Genomic DNA, 16841 nt, shown 5'->3' on the forward strand with positions numbered 1-16841 from the left:
TATGTCTGTGTCTAGTCCCGCAAAATTGGGGCATCCAGTTGATAAAGTCGCTGGTAACGGGGATTTTCTTTTAGAAGTTTTTGATGGCTTCCTTCCATTTTGATACTTCCATGATCAAGGAAAAGAATTCGATCAGCTGCTTCTACCCCAACTAAATGATGGGTAATCCAAAGAACAGTTTTCCCATCAAGTACTTCAAACATCGTCATTAACAGTTCTCTTTCCGTTTTCGGATCAAGTCCAACGGTCGGTTCGTCTAAAACAACGATTGGTGCCCCCTGCAACAAAATCCGTGCTAATGCAATCCGCTGCCGCTCACCACCGGAAAAACGGTTACCTGTTTCCTGTACAGATGTTTGATAACCATTGGGCAATGATTCAATATAGTCATGAAGCTTCACCTGGCGTGCTGCCCAGTATACCTCTTCATCACTTGCTTCAGGATGACCAAGCCGAATATTATTTAAGATTGTTGTATCAAATAAATGCGGCTTTTGATTCAAAACAGCGACAACATGAGAAATATTTCCACGAAACGATTCTGCCTTCATACCATTAAACGTGACCTGCCCTGAAGTCGGTGACAGCGCACCTTCTATCAATGTTAAAATCGTTGACTTTCCTGCACCACTCGGTCCAAGCAAAGCGATTTTTTCACCCTGTTTCAATGTAAAAGAAACGCCATCTAAGACAGGCTGTTGTTTTTCATAAGAAAAGGAAACATGATGAAAACAAAGGGTCACATTACTTAAACGAATGTCTTCAGCATTTACAGCTGGAACAACTTGATCTTCTGCTTCCTCTTTTGACTGCAATCTTTCAATCCGAAGCAAGGAATCCTGATACTCAGGAATGGACCCGATTGAATCAGAAAGCGGAAAAAATGCTTCTGTCAACGGGAAAACAACCAACACAAACGCAGCAATAAAGGTATGGGGTAGTGAGCCTGCGGCACTCTGTCCCCCGGCCCAGACAAGCATAATCAAGACCAATCCTGCCACAAGACATTGCACAGCAAAATCTCTCCAGCGAGTAAAGCGCTGACGTTTCTGTTCAATCTCAAACCACTTCTTCTCTGCATCTTCATAAGCGCTAATAAAATCTGCTTGCCGACCGCTAAATACCCAATCACTCACACCCATCACAGCATCTGTTAATTGGCGGTACAATTTACTGCGCCCTTGTTTCAACATTGTATTTTTCGCTCTTGTCACCAGCAATGAAACGAGTGGAACAAGAAATACGAGGACAGCCGCATAAATTGCAACAAGACCAGCAAAAAGCCAAGAGAAGAAGCCGAGAGCAATGATGAATACGATATACAAAAGCAAAGCCGCTATACTGGGAATGACGGTTTTTAAATACATGTTCTGCAAATGTTCAATATCATCCGCCAAAATTCCAAGCATATCACCTGTGCGAAAACGTGATCGTAATTTCAGTGCCTGCGGCTCAAGAATCTTATATAAACGCACTCGCATATCAGATAGGATATTTAAAATCATATGGTGGCTTGTCAGCCGTTCTACATATCGTGATACGGCACGTAAAATTCCAAAAGTCCGAACCGCCACAATCGGTACATAAATCATTAAGACATTTTCCGGCCGGGTCGCTGCTTTAGAGATCAAATAACCTGATGTATACATCAAACTAGCAGCGGAACAAACGGTCAATCCACCTAACAAAATGACGATCATAAACAATTTGATATTTTTTTTTACGTATGGCAAAATCCACTGGTCTTTCTTCATGATGCTCCCCCAAACAACTGTGCCTGAACGAGATCGTAATACACACCATGTTTTGCGATCAATTCTTGATGTGTTCCGGTTTCCGCCACTTTCCCGTCCTGCAGCACGATGATTTCATCCATATCTAGCATCCAATGCAACCGGTGTGTCGCCATAAAGACAAGCTTATCTTCAAATAATTTGAGCATCGTTTCTTTGATTGCATATTCTGTTTCAATATCCAAATGGGCTGTCGGTTCATCTAAAAGAAGAAGCGGACGATTTCCGAGAAAAGCCCGCGCAACAGCTATCCGCTGTGCCTGACCACCACTCAATGCCCTCCCGCCTTCACCAATTTGTTCCTCAAGCCCTGCTGGAAGCTGGTTGATTAGTTCTGTAAGTCCAGCGGCCTTTGCTGCCTGTGCGACTTCTTCATTTGAAGCTTCTGGGTAATAGAAACGAATGTTGGCACAAAGCGTATCTGGAAATATATATGGATGCTGTGGGATATATAGAAGCTGACGTTGCCAGCTTTCAGTCTGTAAATGTGTTCTCTCTTGACCGCCAACCTCAATGACACCGCTGTTCGTTTCTAAAAAACCGCCTAGAACATCAATGAGTGTTGATTTTCCAGCGCCGCTTTCTCCAATAATCCCAATTTTTTTCTTCCCTTTTAAACATAGGGATATATCACTTAACGAGCTGCTTTCTTCTTCTCCATGCTGCACTGAGATATTTTTTAAGACAAGTTGAGCTTCATCAGCCCATTCAGCAAGTTCAAGAGGTTCCTCCTCTTTAAAAGCAGGCATATCTAAAATTTTCTTGATAGATTTCCCTGCTTCCTGACCATTTAATGTGGCGTGATAATCATTGCCGACTTCGCGAACTGGCAGAAAAAATTCTGGCGCCAAAATTAAAATGGTCAGCGCGGGACCGAGATGAATATGCCCTTCTACAAGGCCGAGCCCGAGAAAAACAGCCACAGTTGCCACAGACAGCATTGTAAAAAAATCAAGCGCAAATGATGATAGAAAAGCAATTCTCAGTGTACTCATCGTTGCTTTCCGATAACGTTCACTCACCTTAAAGATATTTTTCGTGTGTGAGCGGCTTAAACCTAAAAACTTTAATGTCTCTAGTCCTCGGAGCGAGTCTGTAAAATGGTTTGAAAGTGTCTCATAGGTTTTCCACTGGCTGTCAGCTTTCCTTTTCGCGGCATACCCTAGCAATATCATAAACGCAATTAAAATAGGCATTGTCACAATTAAAATCAATGCAGATGATTTGTCTTTAAAAAAGCAATAGACAACGATTACAGCTGGGATAACCGCCATACTGATCATCTTTGGGAGAAACAATTCCAAGTAACGGCGAAACTGGGTGATCCCTTCAAGGGCAAGTGTCACCACCTGCCCTGTTCCTGCTTTTTTTGTGAGCCGCGGTCCTGACTGAAAAAGTTTTTCGAGAAAAGCCTTTCTCATCTGGGCCCCGGTCTCAGCGGCATAATGATAAACGATCCGCTGTTTGACAAGTGTCACGGCATGTCGAAGCAGAAATGCCGAGATAAAGAGAATCATTAGCAGATTGATCGCCCCGACTTGTTCTCCATTAAAAAGGCGAGTAACTGCCTCTGCCAACCATTCAGCCTGCATAATGATTGCGACACTTTGAATCAAAGTTAGTCCGGTCAGAACCGCGAGAATGCGTTTTATTCCTTTATATTGAAAGAGATCTTTTCCCATTAATAGATCATAGGCTCCTTATGACTAACACGTTTCCGAAATACATAATAACTCCAAATTTGATAGCCCAGTACAAATGGAAGTAATGTTAATGCCACAATCGTCATGACTTTTAACGAATAATCGCCTGAAGAAGCATTATAGATGGTTAAATCATATGCACTTTTTATTGAACTAATCATAACGCGCGGAAAGAGTGCCGTAAAAATCGTCCCCACTGTAAGCGCGATTCCTGCACCAGTCATGACAAATGACCAACCATCGCGTTTTTGTTTCATAAACATAATCGCCAAGACATAGCAGACAACAATCAAAGCTGCAAGCGGAATCGTGATATGGCCGCGACCTGTGAATAGATCGGTTTGAAAGATTGACAAAGCAACAAAAACAACAAGTGCTGCCAAGACAAGGAAAACAATTTTTTGAGCCAATTGTCGTGCACGGTCCCGTAAATCATCTTCTGTTCTGAGCGTAATAAAGATCAAACCGTGCAGAAGACATAGCAGTGTAACAGTGACTCCGCCAGTGACAGAATAAACATTCACATAATCGGTAAAACCAGCATGCAAATTCATATTAGCGTCTATTGGCATTCCCCGTAAAATACTGGTGAATAAAACACCGAACAAAAACGGAGGCAAAAGACTGCCAAAGAACACGACCCAATCCCACGTTTTCGTCCACTTCGCCGTTTCTACTTTACCTCTAAACTCAAATGCAACACCACGTCCGATCAAAGCGAGCAATACAAACACAAATGGAATATAGTAACCGCTAAACATCGTTGCATACCAGTGTGGAAAAGCTGCGAAAATCGCACCTCCACCTGTTAGCAACCAAACTTCATTCGCATCCCAGAATGGTCCGATCGTATTGATCATCACCCGACGTTCAAGTTCATTACGGCCGAGAAAACGGGTTGCCATACCGACACCAAAATCGAAACCTTCCAAAAAGAAAAATCCGATAAAAAGAATAGCAACTAGTATAAACCAGAGTTCATTAAGAGATACCATGATAAACCTCCTGATCAAACGGGTCTGTTGACACATGGCCATCTTGGTGATGGTCATGGTGTCCGGCACCCTTTTTAATCTCACGGATAAACAAGTATACGAGAACAATAGCTAAAATGAGATAAATCGCTGTAAACGCAATGACCGAAAATAAAAGCATACCGGCAGAGACGTTAGGCGAAACTGATTGTGCAGTCGTTAATATTCCTGTTACAGTCCATGGCTGACGTCCGATCTCTGTCATGATCCAACCTGCTGTGTTCGCTATAAATGGGAAGGCGATGAGAGCGACCATACCTCGTAAAAACCATTTGCTAGTCTCAAGCTTTTTGCGGAAGCTGAGGATCAGACCTGTTATAGCAGCTAATACCATTAAACCGCCTGCTCCAGCCATAATCCGAAAACTCCAAAAAGTTGTTTTAACTGGCGGAATATAATTTCCTTCTCCATATTTTTCTTCATATTGCTTTTGTAACGTTTTCATTCCTGGAACATCACCGCTAAACTGTTTATAGGCTAAGTAGCTGAGTGCATACGGTATACTGATTTCCGAGTGATTTTTTTGGTTTTCTGAATCAATATTGGCAATCATCGTCCATGCAGCCGGGTCTCCACTGTCATCCCAAAGCGCTTCACTTGCAGCCATTTTCATTGGCTGGCTTTTCATAAGATGTTGAGCTTGTTCATGTCCGCTAAAAGCGACACCTAAACCAGAAATCAGTGCAATGACCATCGCAATTTGAAAGGATTGTTTAAAAAAGACGACCTCTTGTTTTTTTAATATTTTATACGCACTTACACCAGCGATAAAAAATGCTCCCGTAGCAAGTGCACCGAAAATGACATGGGGGAATTCCACCCACAATTGCGGATTTTTAATAATTGCAAAGAAATCTGTCATTTCCGCTCGACCATTTTTAATGGCAAACCCGACTGGTTCCTGCATAAATGAATTTGCCGCCAAAATCCAAAATGCTGACAGCATTGTTCCAAGTGAAACAAGCCAGATCGAAAGCAGATGTACCTTCTTCGGCAGACGATCCCAGCCGAAGATCCATAAACCGATGAACGTTGACTCCATAAAGAAAGCTAACAGGGCTTCAACTGCAAGCGGAGCGCCAAACACATCACCAACAAAACGGGAATACTCTGACCAGTTCATCCCAAACTGAAACTCTTGTAAGATTCCTGTGACAACTCCAACTGCGAAGTTAATTAAAAATAAATGCCCCCAAAATTTTGCCATCGTTCGGTAAATGTCTTTTTTCTTGACAACATACAGGGTTTCCATCAAGGCGACCATAAACACAAGTCCGATTGACATCGGAACAAAAATAAAGTGAAAGATCGTCGTTGAAGCAAACTGAAATCGCGCTAAGATTAGTTCATTCATCCCTTGCTTCCTCCATTTCCTTTGTTCAATACAAATTCTCATTCATTTCTTTGTTCAATATTTCACAAACTTAGCATGAATAGTGAGCTTGATCATTTCTCAAAATACAATAGAAAGAAAGTTCAAGTAGCCATTCCCAAAATACTCCTATTGACTTATAAATAAATCTTACATATGTAATTTACACCTAATGATTACATAAAAAAAGACCTAATTACCTAAAAAATGGTTGATTTTGTGGCTAAATATTGAATAAAAATCAAACTTTTTTTGTCATTCAATAGTAATTTTTTACCTTGAAAATTTATGAAAGCTTATCCAGCAAGGGTTAAGTATCATTTTAAACAACCGACCGCTGTCACAAAATCGTGAATGTTTTTACTGCCTCATATGGAAATAAACTTGAAACAGCAAATTGTATATAAGGAGAAGTTAAAGTAGAACAAACTAAGAAAACAAATCTACCTCAGGGAGCAATTTTTACATATTTCTACATGCATTGAAACGTAAGTGTTTTCAAGCATAACAATTCAAGTTTATTCGCTATTTACCAACAGGATTGTCACATTAATTTCATAAAAAATGTGAAGCCATTCACAATATCCTGATATACTTGTTTAGGTAATCGAAGATACTTCACTGAATTAAACATTTGATGGTGGTGTAAAACATGGAAACAAAATCACTTACTCTGGTAGAGGAGCTCGCTTTAAAAAAATTAGGCATCTATCAACAAAGCCTGCTTCGCTACCTTTTACGTGCAATGATGGCAAGTATGTTTATTGGGTTTGGCGTAGTTGTCGCCTTTAAATCAGGAAACTTATTTTTTGCCGAACACTCTCCGGTAGCATATCCACTCGCTGCACTTACTTTTGGAGGAGCTATTATACTTATTGCTTATGGCGGAGGAGATTTATTCACCGGGAATACTTTTTACTTTACATTAGCAGGACTTCGTAAAAAATTACGCTGGCCTCAGGTTCTTAAGCTTTTAGTTTTTAGCTATATCGGCAACATTATGGGCGCGGTCTTTTTTGCAGGAATCGTCTTTGCATCTGGACTGTTTAAAGATCCGTCTTCTACAAACTTTTTAATGCATATAGCCGATCATAAAATGAATACTCCAACAATTGAATTGTTTTTCAAAGCAATTCTTTGTAACTGGCTCGTGTGTCTCGCCTTTTTTATCCCAATGGCTCAAAAGGGAGACGGAGCAAAAATGTTCTCAATGATGCTGTTTGTGTTCACATTCTTCATTTCTGGGTATGAACACAGTATCGCCAACATGTCTGTATTTGCTATCTCTTTAGTAAGCCCACACCCAGATACAGTTTCTCTAGCAGGTGCGATTCATAATTTAATCCCTGTAACATTAGGGAACTTAGTTGGTGGAGCAGTCATGATGGGAGTTCTATATCATTATGCAAACAAACCAGGTGGCGAAGAAGTCATCAAATAAGTTAAAAACAGCTACTACTTATCATAACTGATAAGACAGTAGCTGTTTTTTTATGTATTGAAGAGGCTGTCCTGTAAGTCGTGTGGATGAATAAAAATTGGGGAATTTGCTCGCTTTCCGCAGGAATCTCGCAATTCCCCCTGATTTATGTTGAAAAAGGACTTTTTAGACAGCTCCTTTTTCTTTTGATACTTACAATTCCATGTTGTGTGTGATAGACTGTGCATGTCTTTCACGAGGGCATACCTCCTTCTATGGTGAGATGAAGTGAGGTTTTTTATGACCACGCTATAAGCTCTCTGGAACCTCAGGCATAGCCAGGGGTTTTCCAAATCATTTAAATAAAGGCTGTCGAGAAAATCTCGACAGCCTTAGGCTAACACATCAAGTGTTAGCCTGTTTTTTTGAATCTGTGTACCAAATATATTTCCCTGTATATCCATACAGGATTGCAATCCCAATTGAAACAAAGCTCAGCCACATAAACGGTAAATAAGCTAATGTTGAAACACCAAGAATTCCAGCCATATATATTCCATTATCTGACCATGGGACCATTCCTGATGTCATCGTCCCACCGACCTCGGCATTTCTGGACAGCACTCTTCGATCAATTCGCAAATCATCATAGCTTTTTTCCATAATTTTCGGTGTTAATATCAGCGATACATACATTGCACAACCAAAAAAGTTTGCCAAGAAAGCGACAATGAGCGTAGATAATGTTACATTTCCTGCAGAAGTCAGTTTTCGTTGAAACTTGGAGACAATGACCTTAAGTACCCCCAAATGTTCAAGTAAGCCACCGAATCCTAAACCTAAAATAATCACAACGACAGAATCGAGCATTCCTTTAATTCCGCCGCGGTTCAGCAACTTATCCATAAAATCAATGCCGGTATTAATCACATAACCGTTGTATGCTGTTTTAATTGCATGAGCAAAGTTCATATCTTGAAAAACTGCAGCCCAGATAGCACCCAACAGTGCACCAATGGCTAGCGTTGGAAGAGATGGTTTTCCCATCGCCAGAAGGACGATGACAATGACCGCCGGAGCTAGCATCCAAATATGGATATCAAACGTGTCCTGTAATGCGTTTTTCAGGAACTCCACTTTTTCTAAATCAACATTTTTAGTTCCGTAAATAAAGCCGACAACCGTAAATAAAACCGCCGTAATGAAATAAGCCGGAACAGATAAATACAACATGGCTTTTACATGTGTGATCACTTCAACTTTTGATAAGGAAGAAGCTAACACCGTGCTATCTGAAAGCGGTGATAACTTGTCACCAAAATAGGCTCCAGATAAAACAGCACCTGCCACAAGCGGAAGAGGCATTCCAAGTCCTTCTCCAATCGCCATCATCGCAATCCCTGCTGTTCCCACGGTTCCCCACGATGTTCCCGTAGCAATGGATGTAATCGAACAAATCACAAGAGTTGCGAGCAGGAAAATACTAGGGTGAATAAATTCCAGACCATAATAAATCAAAGTCGGTACAACTCCACCAGCTAACCAAGTGCCGATTAGAGCACCGACGGCAACCAAGATTAATATGGCTTCAAGGCCATTGGAAATTCCAGTTGTAATCGACTGTTGCAAATCTTGATAGCGGTGACCGAGCCGCAGCCCAAGCATAATCACCAAAAACCATGAAATAAACAAAGCAAGCTGTATCGGCAAATCAAACTTAACTGTAAATAAACCAACGATAGCTAAAAAAGAGCCTAATACAACAATGATTTCTAACATTGATGGCAGCCGTGTGTTCTTCAACATTTGTCCCCCTCATGCATGAAACGCTTACAAAGTGCGTTGAATCATCATTTTCCGAAATTATTTAAAATTTAACTATATTACATTAAAGCATTATATCATGAAAAAGGGTTTGATGGTATGACAAATAGAAGGAAACACTCGACAAGGCTTCAATGCGTTTCCGCTCTTTTCATCAATCTCGATTTAAGAGCTCAGCCCCGGCAATACCCGGGTTTGTCATTTCAAATGGATTTAATATAAGATCAAGTTCAGCTTCTGTTAAGACATCATATTGAAGGCATAATTCACGTACTGATTGCCCCGTTAAGATCGCTTCCCTGGCAATTCTAGCTGCTGTTTCATAGCCTAGATGCGGATTAACAGCTGTAATCACTCCAGCACTTTTTTCAACATATGCTTGTAAACGTTTCTCATTGGCTTCAATACCTGCTACACAATGCTCAGTAAAAGATCGGAATCCATTGTTCATAATACTGATCGATTGTAGCAAGTTAAAAACGAGGATCGGTTCCATCACATTCAGTTCAAGCTGTCCTGCTTCAGATGCCAGACAAATCGTATGATCATTTCCGATTACTTGGAAAGCGATCTGATTGATCAGCTCAGCCATCACCGGATTAACTTTCCCAGGCATAATAGATGAACCAGGCTGCCTTGCCGGCAAAGCAATTTCCGCTAATCCTGCACGCGGACCGGAAGCCATCAGTCTGAGATCGTTGGCGATCTTTGACATATTCATCATACAGACTTTTAAAGCGGCAGACACTTCTGTGTAGGCATCTGTATTTTGTGTCGCATCAACTAGATGCTCAGCCCCCACAAGCGGAAGGTCACTGATTTCTCCCAAATGTTTGACAACCGCTTTGATATAGCGCGGATCAGCGTTTAAACCTGTCCCCACTGCTGTGGCGCCCATATTGACTTCGTATAAATGCTGGCGTGATTGTTTAATCCGTTTAATATCACGTTCGATGACACGGCTGTAAGCTTCAAATTCTTGACCGAGACGAATTGGCACAGCATCCTGTAGATGAGTGCGCCCCATTTTGATGACATGATCAAAATCGCTTGCTTTTTTCCTAAATGCAGAAAGCATATATGCCATCGTATCAAGTAGTTTCTCCAACAACATAAGCGTTGAAATATGAATAGCTGTCGGAAATACATCATTTGTAGATTGTGACATATTGACGTGTGTATTCGGACTTAAATGAATGTATTCACCTTTACGATGACCAAGCAATTCAAGTGCGCGATTCCCAATGACTTCATTCACATTCATATTCATTGAAGTTCCTGCGCCGCCCTGAATCGGATCAACGATAAATTGATCAACCAGCTGCCCTGAAATGATCTCATCAGCGGCCTTGACGATTGCTTCACCAAGCCCTTTATAAAGACGTTTCGTCTCCATATTGGCTAATGCAGCAGCTTTTTTCACCATGGCTAAAGCCTTGATCATTTCCTCATGAATCTTATATCCGGTAATTGGAAAATTCTCGGCTGCACGTAAAGTTTGAATACCGTAGTAAACATCTGCTGGAATATGTTTTTCTCCAAGAAAATCTTTTTCCGTCCGGTAAGGCACCTCATTCATTTGATAACCCTGCTTTCTCTTAAATAATATCGTCTGCAATCGGTGTTTCCATGATTTGCTTAACCTCTGCCAGATCTTCGGTTTTCCCTAATGCCCACATCAGTTTTGGAACAATCGCCTCGGTGTTCATATTTCTTGAGCGGATAATAGCATGATGATTGATTTTCCGTCCGACTTCGTAAATGCTCAAATCCTCTCCCTCTTCAAGACATTGTGTAGTAATGACAACAACCATTCCTAATTCGATTAATTCATTTACTTTATTTAAAAGGCTTCTTTCCTCAAAAGGGATTCCACCGCTGCCATAACTTTCAATGACAACACCTTTATATGAACCTTTTAGACAGTCCAAAAACTCCGGTTTCATTCCAGGATACAGTTTCAACAGGCAAACATCTGTGTTTAAGGACGCATCAAGCTGCAATTTTTGATGCTTGACCACAGAGATTTGCTTATGATACTCGATGTTCTCATCATGAATAAATGCAATATAAGGGTAGTTGATACTTTCAAAAGCATCATAGCTTTTTGTTCTTAATTTGATAGCCCGTGTACCTAAAATGACACGGCTATCAAAGACAACATACACTCCGCCGATACCGTCACAAGCAAAACGAATCGCATCTTTTATATTTTTTTTAGCATCTGTTTTCTTAAATGTAATCGGCACTTGTGAACCCGTGATAACAACAGGTTTATTTACATGTTGGAGCATATATGATAGCGCAGCTGATGTGTATGCCATTGTATCCGTCCCATGTGTAATCACAAAACCATCATAACGCTCATCATTTTGATATACCGCCTGAGCCATTTTGACCCAATGTTCCGGCTGCATATTTGTACTATCTATATCCATTAAAGATTGAGAATCTATCGTATATTTTGATCGATCAATTGATAAGTAACGGAGAAGCTCTTCCGCCTTCATTCCCGGAGTAAGTCCATTTTCTCCTTCTACTGAAGCAATAGTCCCACCGGTGGTTAACAGCAGTATCTTTTTCTTCATGTATTCCACCTCATTAAGAAGTCGTTTTATACCGTATAAAGCGGCTATGAAGGCTACAACAAGGCAGTTAAATACGCTCAATGCGTACCTCCACATGCAATTATAGTCTTCAAATGTAAAATGATCAAGAAACGTTATTCATTTCGCGTACAAACCTTATAGATCATATGCTATAATCACTTTGAAGCAAAAGGAGCGTAAATATGAATTTAGATCGATTAACTACACTGAGGAAAAGTAAAAACTGGTCATTACAATACACAGCAGACCGCCTTGGCATTGCGAAAAGTACCTATGCTGGTTATGAATCGGGTTATCGCCGGCCTTCATTAGAGGCGCTTAGCGATATTGCCGATTTATTTGCTACTTCAACTGATTATTTGCTGAGCAGAGTTGACGATCCTAAAGCTATCAAAAACAACAACTGCAATGAACCGATAGAACTGACAAACTGGGGAGAACAAAAACTATCAGTTGATGGGGCACTTCTGTCCGAAGAGGAAATGAAACAAATGGTTGCCTTTATAAGAGTGAAGAAAGTTCTTGACCAACAATAACATTTATAAAAAAGGGATATCCTGAAATTAGAATGGATGAAATAAAAATCGGGGAATTTGCTCGCTTTCCCGCAGGATTCTCGCAATTCCCCTTGATCATATTGATAAAGGACTTTTTAGAAAGCCTTTTCGTGTTATCCATGTAAAAACTTCACACATACCGCCTCTGGCGCAGGCACATCAGACTGTAAAAGGGTCAATTTCCCTGTTAGTGGATCCCGTTCAAACAGTGTTAATGCCCCTGTTTCCTGATTGGAAGCAATCAAAAATTGCTCTGTAGGATCAAATGCAAAATCACGCGGCCATTCTCCTTCAGTTGAAACATGTTCAACTAAGGAGAGTCTGCCGGACCCCTGCTGAACACTGAACACTGCAATACTATCATGTCCTCGATTTGAAACATATACAAATTTCCCATCTTTTGTTACATGGATTGCGCCGCCTTGGCTTGCCCCCGCAAAACCTTCAGGCAGTGCAGAAATGGTTTGCAATTCTTGAAACTCTCCAGTAGTTGCTTGATATTCTAAAACGATGATTTCATTGCTAAGCTCTGTCATCACATAGGCATACTTTTCATTCGGGTGAAACTCAATATGCCTCGGTCCCGAACCAGGAGCTGTATTGAAACTTTTCACTTTCTCAAGTTTGTCTTTCAACAGTTGATAAGTGATCACCTGATCGCTTCCTAAATCAACAGCTACCACATATTTTTCATCAGGTGTAAAACCCGAATAATGAGTATGTGCTTTTTCCTGTCTCTCATGCGGTCCTGATCCGCCATGTTTCACTTCTGAAACCGAAGCAAGCAACCCGCGTTTTTCATCTAAAGGATAAGCTGTGATTGTTCCACTATGATAATTTGCGGAAAGAACATGGTGATCTCGAGGATCTACACTAACATGACAAGGTGATGGCCCATCTGTCGTTTGCTTATTCATGAACGACAAATTCCCTGTAAGCCCATCAATTTGGTATGCAGCCACCCCACCTTGATTCCCATCATTGATCACAGCATAAAGCATACGATTGTCTGCAGCAATGTTAAGGTATGTAGGGCTGCCTAGCTTTGCCACTGGTTTTGGTGTTGTTAATGTTTTTTCTTTCGTATCAAGTTCAAACGTATAAATGCCTTCACTATCCGCTTTTGTATAAGATCCGATATAGCCTCTGTACTTTGTCATTTGCTTCTCTCCTTTTCGTCTGGTTATTGTTATTTTAACATCAATCAACAAGAAGTCACCCACTTCTACAAGTGTTGGGTGAATCAACAGAAGACGTATCCTTTCCATTTGCAGAAATGCGCCCCGGACCTTTTCGAAAGCCTCTGCTTGTTTTGGTGGTTGATTTTTCATTATAGAAATAACCTAGTTGTTCAGAATCCGCCGACAGCTTATTCGGAAGATTACAATCTCGCATGTTTTAACGGGAAACAGGATAACTTAAAGAATTAGCCAGCGAATTTTGCTCACAGATGAATCCAAATATTAAATTACATAAAATTAACATTTTTCTACAATAAAAGACATTTATTTCATTTTATTGATGATATTATGGGTTTATCCTATTTGGACAACAAATAGGATAAACATAAGAAGTGGGGGAGTGTTGTAAATGTTTAAAACAAAGTTCAAAAAAACAGTTGGGATGGTGATAATCACAGTAGCTTGCTTTATTTTTGCATTACCGGCAAATGCTTACACAAAGTATGTATGGATTAGAGATGTTCCAGAATTTAGAGATGCCTTTCAGTATGAATACAATCCAGCTACACAGGAAGTTAGTGTATACTGGAAAAATGCGGATGGCACAACTCGCGGACCACAAATTGTTAAATGCGATAAAGTTCAAGATGGAAAATGTTATTTAGCAGTTGAGGTAAATTAAAATAATACAAGCTCCAAGCTCAGGTTGGATTTTAATAGTCCGACCTTTTTTCATTAAATGGAAGTTAGTAAAAAACATCCCCTCATGGACTTCCCTGTAAGGTTGGTCAACGCAGGCTAAATTTTCTTTATAACCCGTCTATTGTACCACTCCATTGCGTTTTTTCCCGAAACATTTTCATCCAATATTCGTATAAGAGGAGGGTTTTTCATATGATCATAGCTGCTATTGAAATCATTTTCTTACTGTTATTTCTTTTCGATAAAACCGAGTACAAACAACCTCTTCAGAAAAAAACAGAATATCTTTTAGATTTCGGTATAGAATGTCTGAACAAAACAAAAAAATCAAGCCCTTGTTGATTGGATGAACAATTCGATTTTCATCCGAACAAGAGGAAGTTCAAACATTCTCAAGGGCGAGGGCGTATTGCGGTAACAGATGTCTATTGTTCTTGTACAGCAAATAGCGGGAGTTCGAGCCTCTCTGCGGCAACTAATAATCTCTGGATGTAGTATATATGACTAGAATACCTCATTTGGTGTGAGGAGATCGCAGGTTCGAACCCTGTCATCTAGGCTACATAGGGGTGTAGCTCAATTGGTAGAGCATCGGTCTCCAAAACCGAGTGTTGCAGGTTCAAATCCTGCCAACCCTGTCAGATGTTTTGAATTCTTTTAGAAGCAGAGCACTATGAAATCAATCTCATAGTGCTCTTCATATATTGTGTACATTAGATTAAGTTTGAAAGGCTTCTTGAATGAGATATCGTTGCTTGAAAAACTGCCATTCATCTCCACCCTAAGTAAACTTTGAGGATGGAGTCTTCTGGCTAGATTAAGATAAATCCCAATAAAGTATTCTTTTTCAATATTTTTCGAAACAACAAAACTTTAAATTCAAAATTGAATAGGTCTTATTTCACGGTACTTTAGTTCGTTGAACAAGGTATAGCCATTTTGCTATGATTTACCTATGTTTTTTTACTCATTATTTTATACATAATTTATGAAAAAAGAGGGATATATATGCTTTTTAAGAAAAATTATCTTTCGGTCGGCAGTGTCGTCGGTCTCAATAACGATTCGAGACGTTTACTCGTAATAGGAAGGCAAATGTTTTCAGAAACCAACAATGTTATCAGAGATTATGCTGCAGTCGAATATCCAATGCGTATACTGATGTAAGGCCGTGACAGAGGATATTAATCATTTAAAATCTGCCAACCCGGAAGTTTATCAAAAGCTAAAGGATATGGATATTACCGCTGCATCAGGTTATAGAGATAGTTGGATTGCTCTAGACAGTGATGATATCGTATCAACAGAAAGTCAGCATGGTGATATACTAGGGGAGCTCATTGACGAAAAACGAGTGTTTAAAATAGATGATGCCCGGCTTAGTTTAGATTCAAAGCATCTAGCTTATCTAGAAGAAGTTAGGGACGATGATTTTGTAAATTTAATTCAAAAGGTTAATGAAAAAGAAGCAAAATAGGAGAAGATGAATGTTAAAGAAACGATGGATAAGCTTAAGTCTTGTACTAGCATGCACACTATTTATCACTGCTTGCGGAAAAGATAAGTTTGACGAGGCCACATATAAAAAAGGTATGCCAGAAGACAGCCCGGCATTTAAAGAATTTATGATACATGAGCTCAGATCTTCCTTTGATAAAACTTTGAGTCATCAAGGACATAGTTACTTGATGATGCGGGGTGATCCAGACGAATTTTTTTACTATAAAATTACAGATAAACAACTTCAGAATATTTACAAGCCTATTTTTTCAGTAAAAGAAAATTATTCTGGAAAGTTATACGATCTAAGACAAGTTGACCTTTCCAAAAAAGGAACAGTTATGCATGATAAACTAGGCAAAAATCTCCCGGATATAACGTCAGACAAACATAATGTATTGAAAGTGAAAACAGCTAATGGAGCAAAAAAGTTTAAATTACCATTTGCAAAGGAGAAAGAAATATATTCTTTTGAACCCGAAGCGATTAATAAAGAAGATATGTTGATACAGACAATAGTACATGAAAAACAGGAAGATGGAGATGTGCAAATATATTATCTGTTTTTAAAACAAGATTTCTCAAAACATCAAGTTGTCGAAGGTGAAAAATTATATGGGGAAATTGAGTCAGGAAAACTAAATAATTACTTATCAGTGTTTCCAAAGGTGTCAGAGGATGGGTCATACCTGAAGTTGTTTGACAATAATTTCTTGGAAAAAAAGACAAACAAGGTTCGAAAAATCAAAGACACTGATTATTTAAGCGTAGACGGAAAATATGTTTATATTAACGGGCGAAAAGAAGAAGAAAAAGATGTAATGCCTGACGGTGTTCAAAAAATTCAAACAGTGGATAATTATTTTAAAGGAAACCATAAGTATAAAGCCGAATTCAAGTTAGATTTCGGAAATATTGCTGACAAGATGGATATTAATTCGGATACTGCGGACATGGCTGATATCCGTTATTTTAATGAGAATTTTGTTGTTTTAAGTGTTTATTATAATGGGATGTTTGTTGGGACAGCAGGCTCCTTTAATGTATTAATTGATTTACAAAAAAATAAAAACCAGCCGACTGCTTATTTGGTTGATTTAGGAATTTCGTAAGGCATCAAAAATGCTGGTACATTTAGTTTAATAT

General features: G+C 39.6%; 14 protein-coding genes and 1 tRNA gene. 7 read left to right on the forward strand and 8 right to left on the reverse strand.

All coding sequences use genetic code 11. The features are described from left to right. Window positions 1-11: 11 nt before the first annotated feature. Genes cydC through HOO54_RS20835 form a run of 4 tightly spaced genes read right to left on the reverse strand, consistent with a single transcriptional unit; the run spans window position 12 to window position 5884 of the window. A complete protein-coding gene (cydC, locus tag HOO54_RS20820) occupies window positions 12-1754 on the reverse strand; it encodes a thiol reductant ABC exporter subunit CydC (protein WP_172298706.1) in 1743 nt (580 codons plus the stop codon). Then, the gene (gene cydD, locus HOO54_RS20825; protein WP_172298708.1) at window positions 1751-3475 is read right to left on the reverse strand and encodes a thiol reductant ABC exporter subunit CydD; all 1725 of its coding nucleotides are present in this window, start codon (window positions 3473-3475) and stop codon (window positions 1751-1753) included. Before cydD ends, cydC begins: the two co-directional genes overlap by 4 nt. Continuing rightward, window positions 3475-4491, reverse strand: a complete 1017-nt coding sequence (gene cydB / locus HOO54_RS20830; protein ID WP_172298710.1) for a cytochrome d ubiquinol oxidase subunit II — start codon at window positions 4489-4491, stop codon at window positions 3475-3477. Before cydB ends, cydD begins: the two co-directional genes overlap by 1 nt. Then, window positions 4478-5884, reverse strand: coding sequence for a cytochrome ubiquinol oxidase subunit I (locus tag HOO54_RS20835; protein ID WP_172298712.1), 1407 nt, complete (start codon window positions 5882-5884; stop codon window positions 4478-4480). Before HOO54_RS20835 ends, cydB begins: the two co-directional genes overlap by 14 nt. Window positions 5885-6554: 670 nt before the next feature. Here HOO54_RS20835 and HOO54_RS20840 point away from each other — a divergent pair. Continuing rightward, on the forward strand, window positions 6555-7343 hold the full coding sequence (locus HOO54_RS20840; protein ID WP_172298714.1) for a formate/nitrite transporter family protein: 789 nt from the start codon (window positions 6555-6557) through the stop codon (window positions 7341-7343). 384 nt (window positions 7344-7727) lie between these two features. Here HOO54_RS20840 and nhaC read toward each other — a convergent pair whose 3' ends face one another. From nhaC to HOO54_RS20855, 3 genes are all read right to left on the reverse strand, one after another. Continuing rightward, on the reverse strand, window positions 7728-9125 hold the full coding sequence (nhaC, locus tag HOO54_RS20845) for a Na+/H+ antiporter NhaC (protein ID WP_172298716.1): 1398 nt from the start codon (window positions 9123-9125) through the stop codon (window positions 7728-7730). Window positions 9126-9300: 175 nt separating this feature from the next. Further along, window positions 9301-10725 (reverse strand): aspartate ammonia-lyase, encoded by a 1425-nt coding sequence (gene aspA, locus HOO54_RS20850; RefSeq protein ID WP_172298718.1) that lies wholly within the window; start codon window positions 10723-10725, stop codon window positions 9301-9303. A 19-nt stretch (window positions 10726-10744) separates the two neighbouring features. Beyond that, the gene (locus tag HOO54_RS20855) at window positions 10745-11734 is read right to left on the reverse strand and encodes an asparaginase (RefSeq protein ID WP_172298720.1); all 990 of its coding nucleotides are present in this window, start codon (window positions 11732-11734) and stop codon (window positions 10745-10747) included. A 203-nt stretch (window positions 11735-11937) separates the two neighbouring features. Here HOO54_RS20855 and HOO54_RS20860 point away from each other — a divergent pair, with 203 nt between their 5' ends. Next, window positions 11938-12291: a helix-turn-helix domain-containing protein gene (locus HOO54_RS20860; RefSeq protein WP_172298722.1), complete on the forward strand. Its 354-nt coding sequence runs from the start codon at window positions 11938-11940 to the stop codon at window positions 12289-12291. A gap of 134 nt (window positions 12292-12425) precedes the next feature. On the opposite strand, the gene HOO54_RS20865 is transcribed toward HOO54_RS20860, so the two are convergent. After that, complete coding sequence (locus HOO54_RS20865; protein WP_172299747.1) at window positions 12426-13472, reverse strand: lactonase family protein; 1047 nt, start codon at window positions 13470-13472, stop codon at window positions 12426-12428. Window positions 13473-13902: 430 nt separating this feature from the next. Here HOO54_RS20865 and HOO54_RS20870 point away from each other — a divergent pair, with 430 nt between their 5' ends. The 5 genes from HOO54_RS20870 (at window position 13903) to HOO54_RS20890 (ending at window position 16807) form a co-directional block, all read left to right on the forward strand. Further along, complete coding sequence (locus tag HOO54_RS20870; protein WP_172298724.1) at window positions 13903-14175, forward strand: hypothetical protein; 273 nt, start codon at window positions 13903-13905, stop codon at window positions 14173-14175. 585 nt (window positions 14176-14760) lie between these two features. Next, window positions 14761-14833 (forward strand) — tRNA-Trp (locus tag HOO54_RS20875). A 370-nt stretch (window positions 14834-15203) separates the two neighbouring features. After that, window positions 15204-15362 (forward strand): DUF4176 domain-containing protein, encoded by a 159-nt coding sequence (locus HOO54_RS20880; protein WP_172298726.1) that lies wholly within the window; start codon window positions 15204-15206, stop codon window positions 15360-15362. A gap of 4 nt (window positions 15363-15366) precedes the next feature. Continuing rightward, window positions 15367-15672 carry a hypothetical protein gene (locus tag HOO54_RS20885; protein ID WP_172298728.1) on the forward strand — a complete coding sequence of 102 codons (306 nt, stop codon included), beginning with the start codon at window positions 15367-15369 and terminating at the stop codon, window positions 15670-15672. A 10-nt stretch (window positions 15673-15682) separates the two neighbouring features. Beyond that, window positions 15683-16807 carry a hypothetical protein gene (locus HOO54_RS20890; RefSeq protein ID WP_172298730.1) on the forward strand — a complete coding sequence of 375 codons (1125 nt, stop codon included), beginning with the start codon at window positions 15683-15685 and terminating at the stop codon, window positions 16805-16807. Window positions 16808-16841: the final 34 nt, after the last annotated feature.

Origin of the sequence: Bacillus sp. WMMC1349 (assembly GCF_013155385.1) — a bacterium.
Lineage (GTDB): Bacteria > Bacillota > Bacilli > Bacillales > Bacillaceae > Bacillus.

Excerpts from the sequence above, each read along its gene's own strand:
- cydB (WP_172298710.1), bottom strand. The coding sequence starts at position 4,491 with ATGGTATCTCTTAATGAACTCTGGTTTATACTAGTTGCTATTCTTTTT.
- cydC (WP_172298706.1), bottom strand. The coding sequence starts at position 1,754 with ATGAAGAAAGACCAGTGGATTTTGCCATACGTAAAAAAAAATATCAAA.
- HOO54_RS20870 (WP_172298724.1), top strand. The coding sequence starts at position 13,903 with ATGTTTAAAACAAAGTTCAAAAAAACAGTTGGGATGGTGATAATCACA.
- HOO54_RS20840 (WP_172298714.1), top strand. The coding sequence starts at position 6,555 with ATGGAAACAAAATCACTTACTCTGGTAGAGGAGCTCGCTTTAAAAAAA.
- HOO54_RS20865 (WP_172299747.1), bottom strand. The coding sequence starts at position 13,472 with ATGACAAAGTACAGAGGCTATATCGGATCTTATACAAAAGCGGATAGT.
- HOO54_RS20860 (WP_172298722.1), top strand. The coding sequence starts at position 11,938 with ATGAATTTAGATCGATTAACTACACTGAGGAAAAGTAAAAACTGGTCA.
- aspA (WP_172298718.1), bottom strand. The coding sequence starts at position 10,725 with ATGAATGAGGTGCCTTACCGGACGGAAAAAGATTTTCTTGGAGAAAAA.
- HOO54_RS20880 (WP_172298726.1), top strand. The coding sequence starts at position 15,204 with ATGCTTTTTAAGAAAAATTATCTTTCGGTCGGCAGTGTCGTCGGTCTC.
- HOO54_RS20835 (WP_172298712.1), bottom strand. The coding sequence starts at position 5,884 with ATGAATGAACTAATCTTAGCGCGATTTCAGTTTGCTTCAACGACGATC.
- cydD (WP_172298708.1), bottom strand. The coding sequence starts at position 3,475 with ATGGGAAAAGATCTCTTTCAATATAAAGGAATAAAACGCATTCTCGCG.
- HOO54_RS20890 (WP_172298730.1), top strand. The coding sequence starts at position 15,683 with ATGTTAAAGAAACGATGGATAAGCTTAAGTCTTGTACTAGCATGCACA.
- HOO54_RS20855 (WP_172298720.1), bottom strand. The coding sequence starts at position 11,734 with ATGAAGAAAAAGATACTGCTGTTAACCACCGGTGGGACTATTGCTTCA.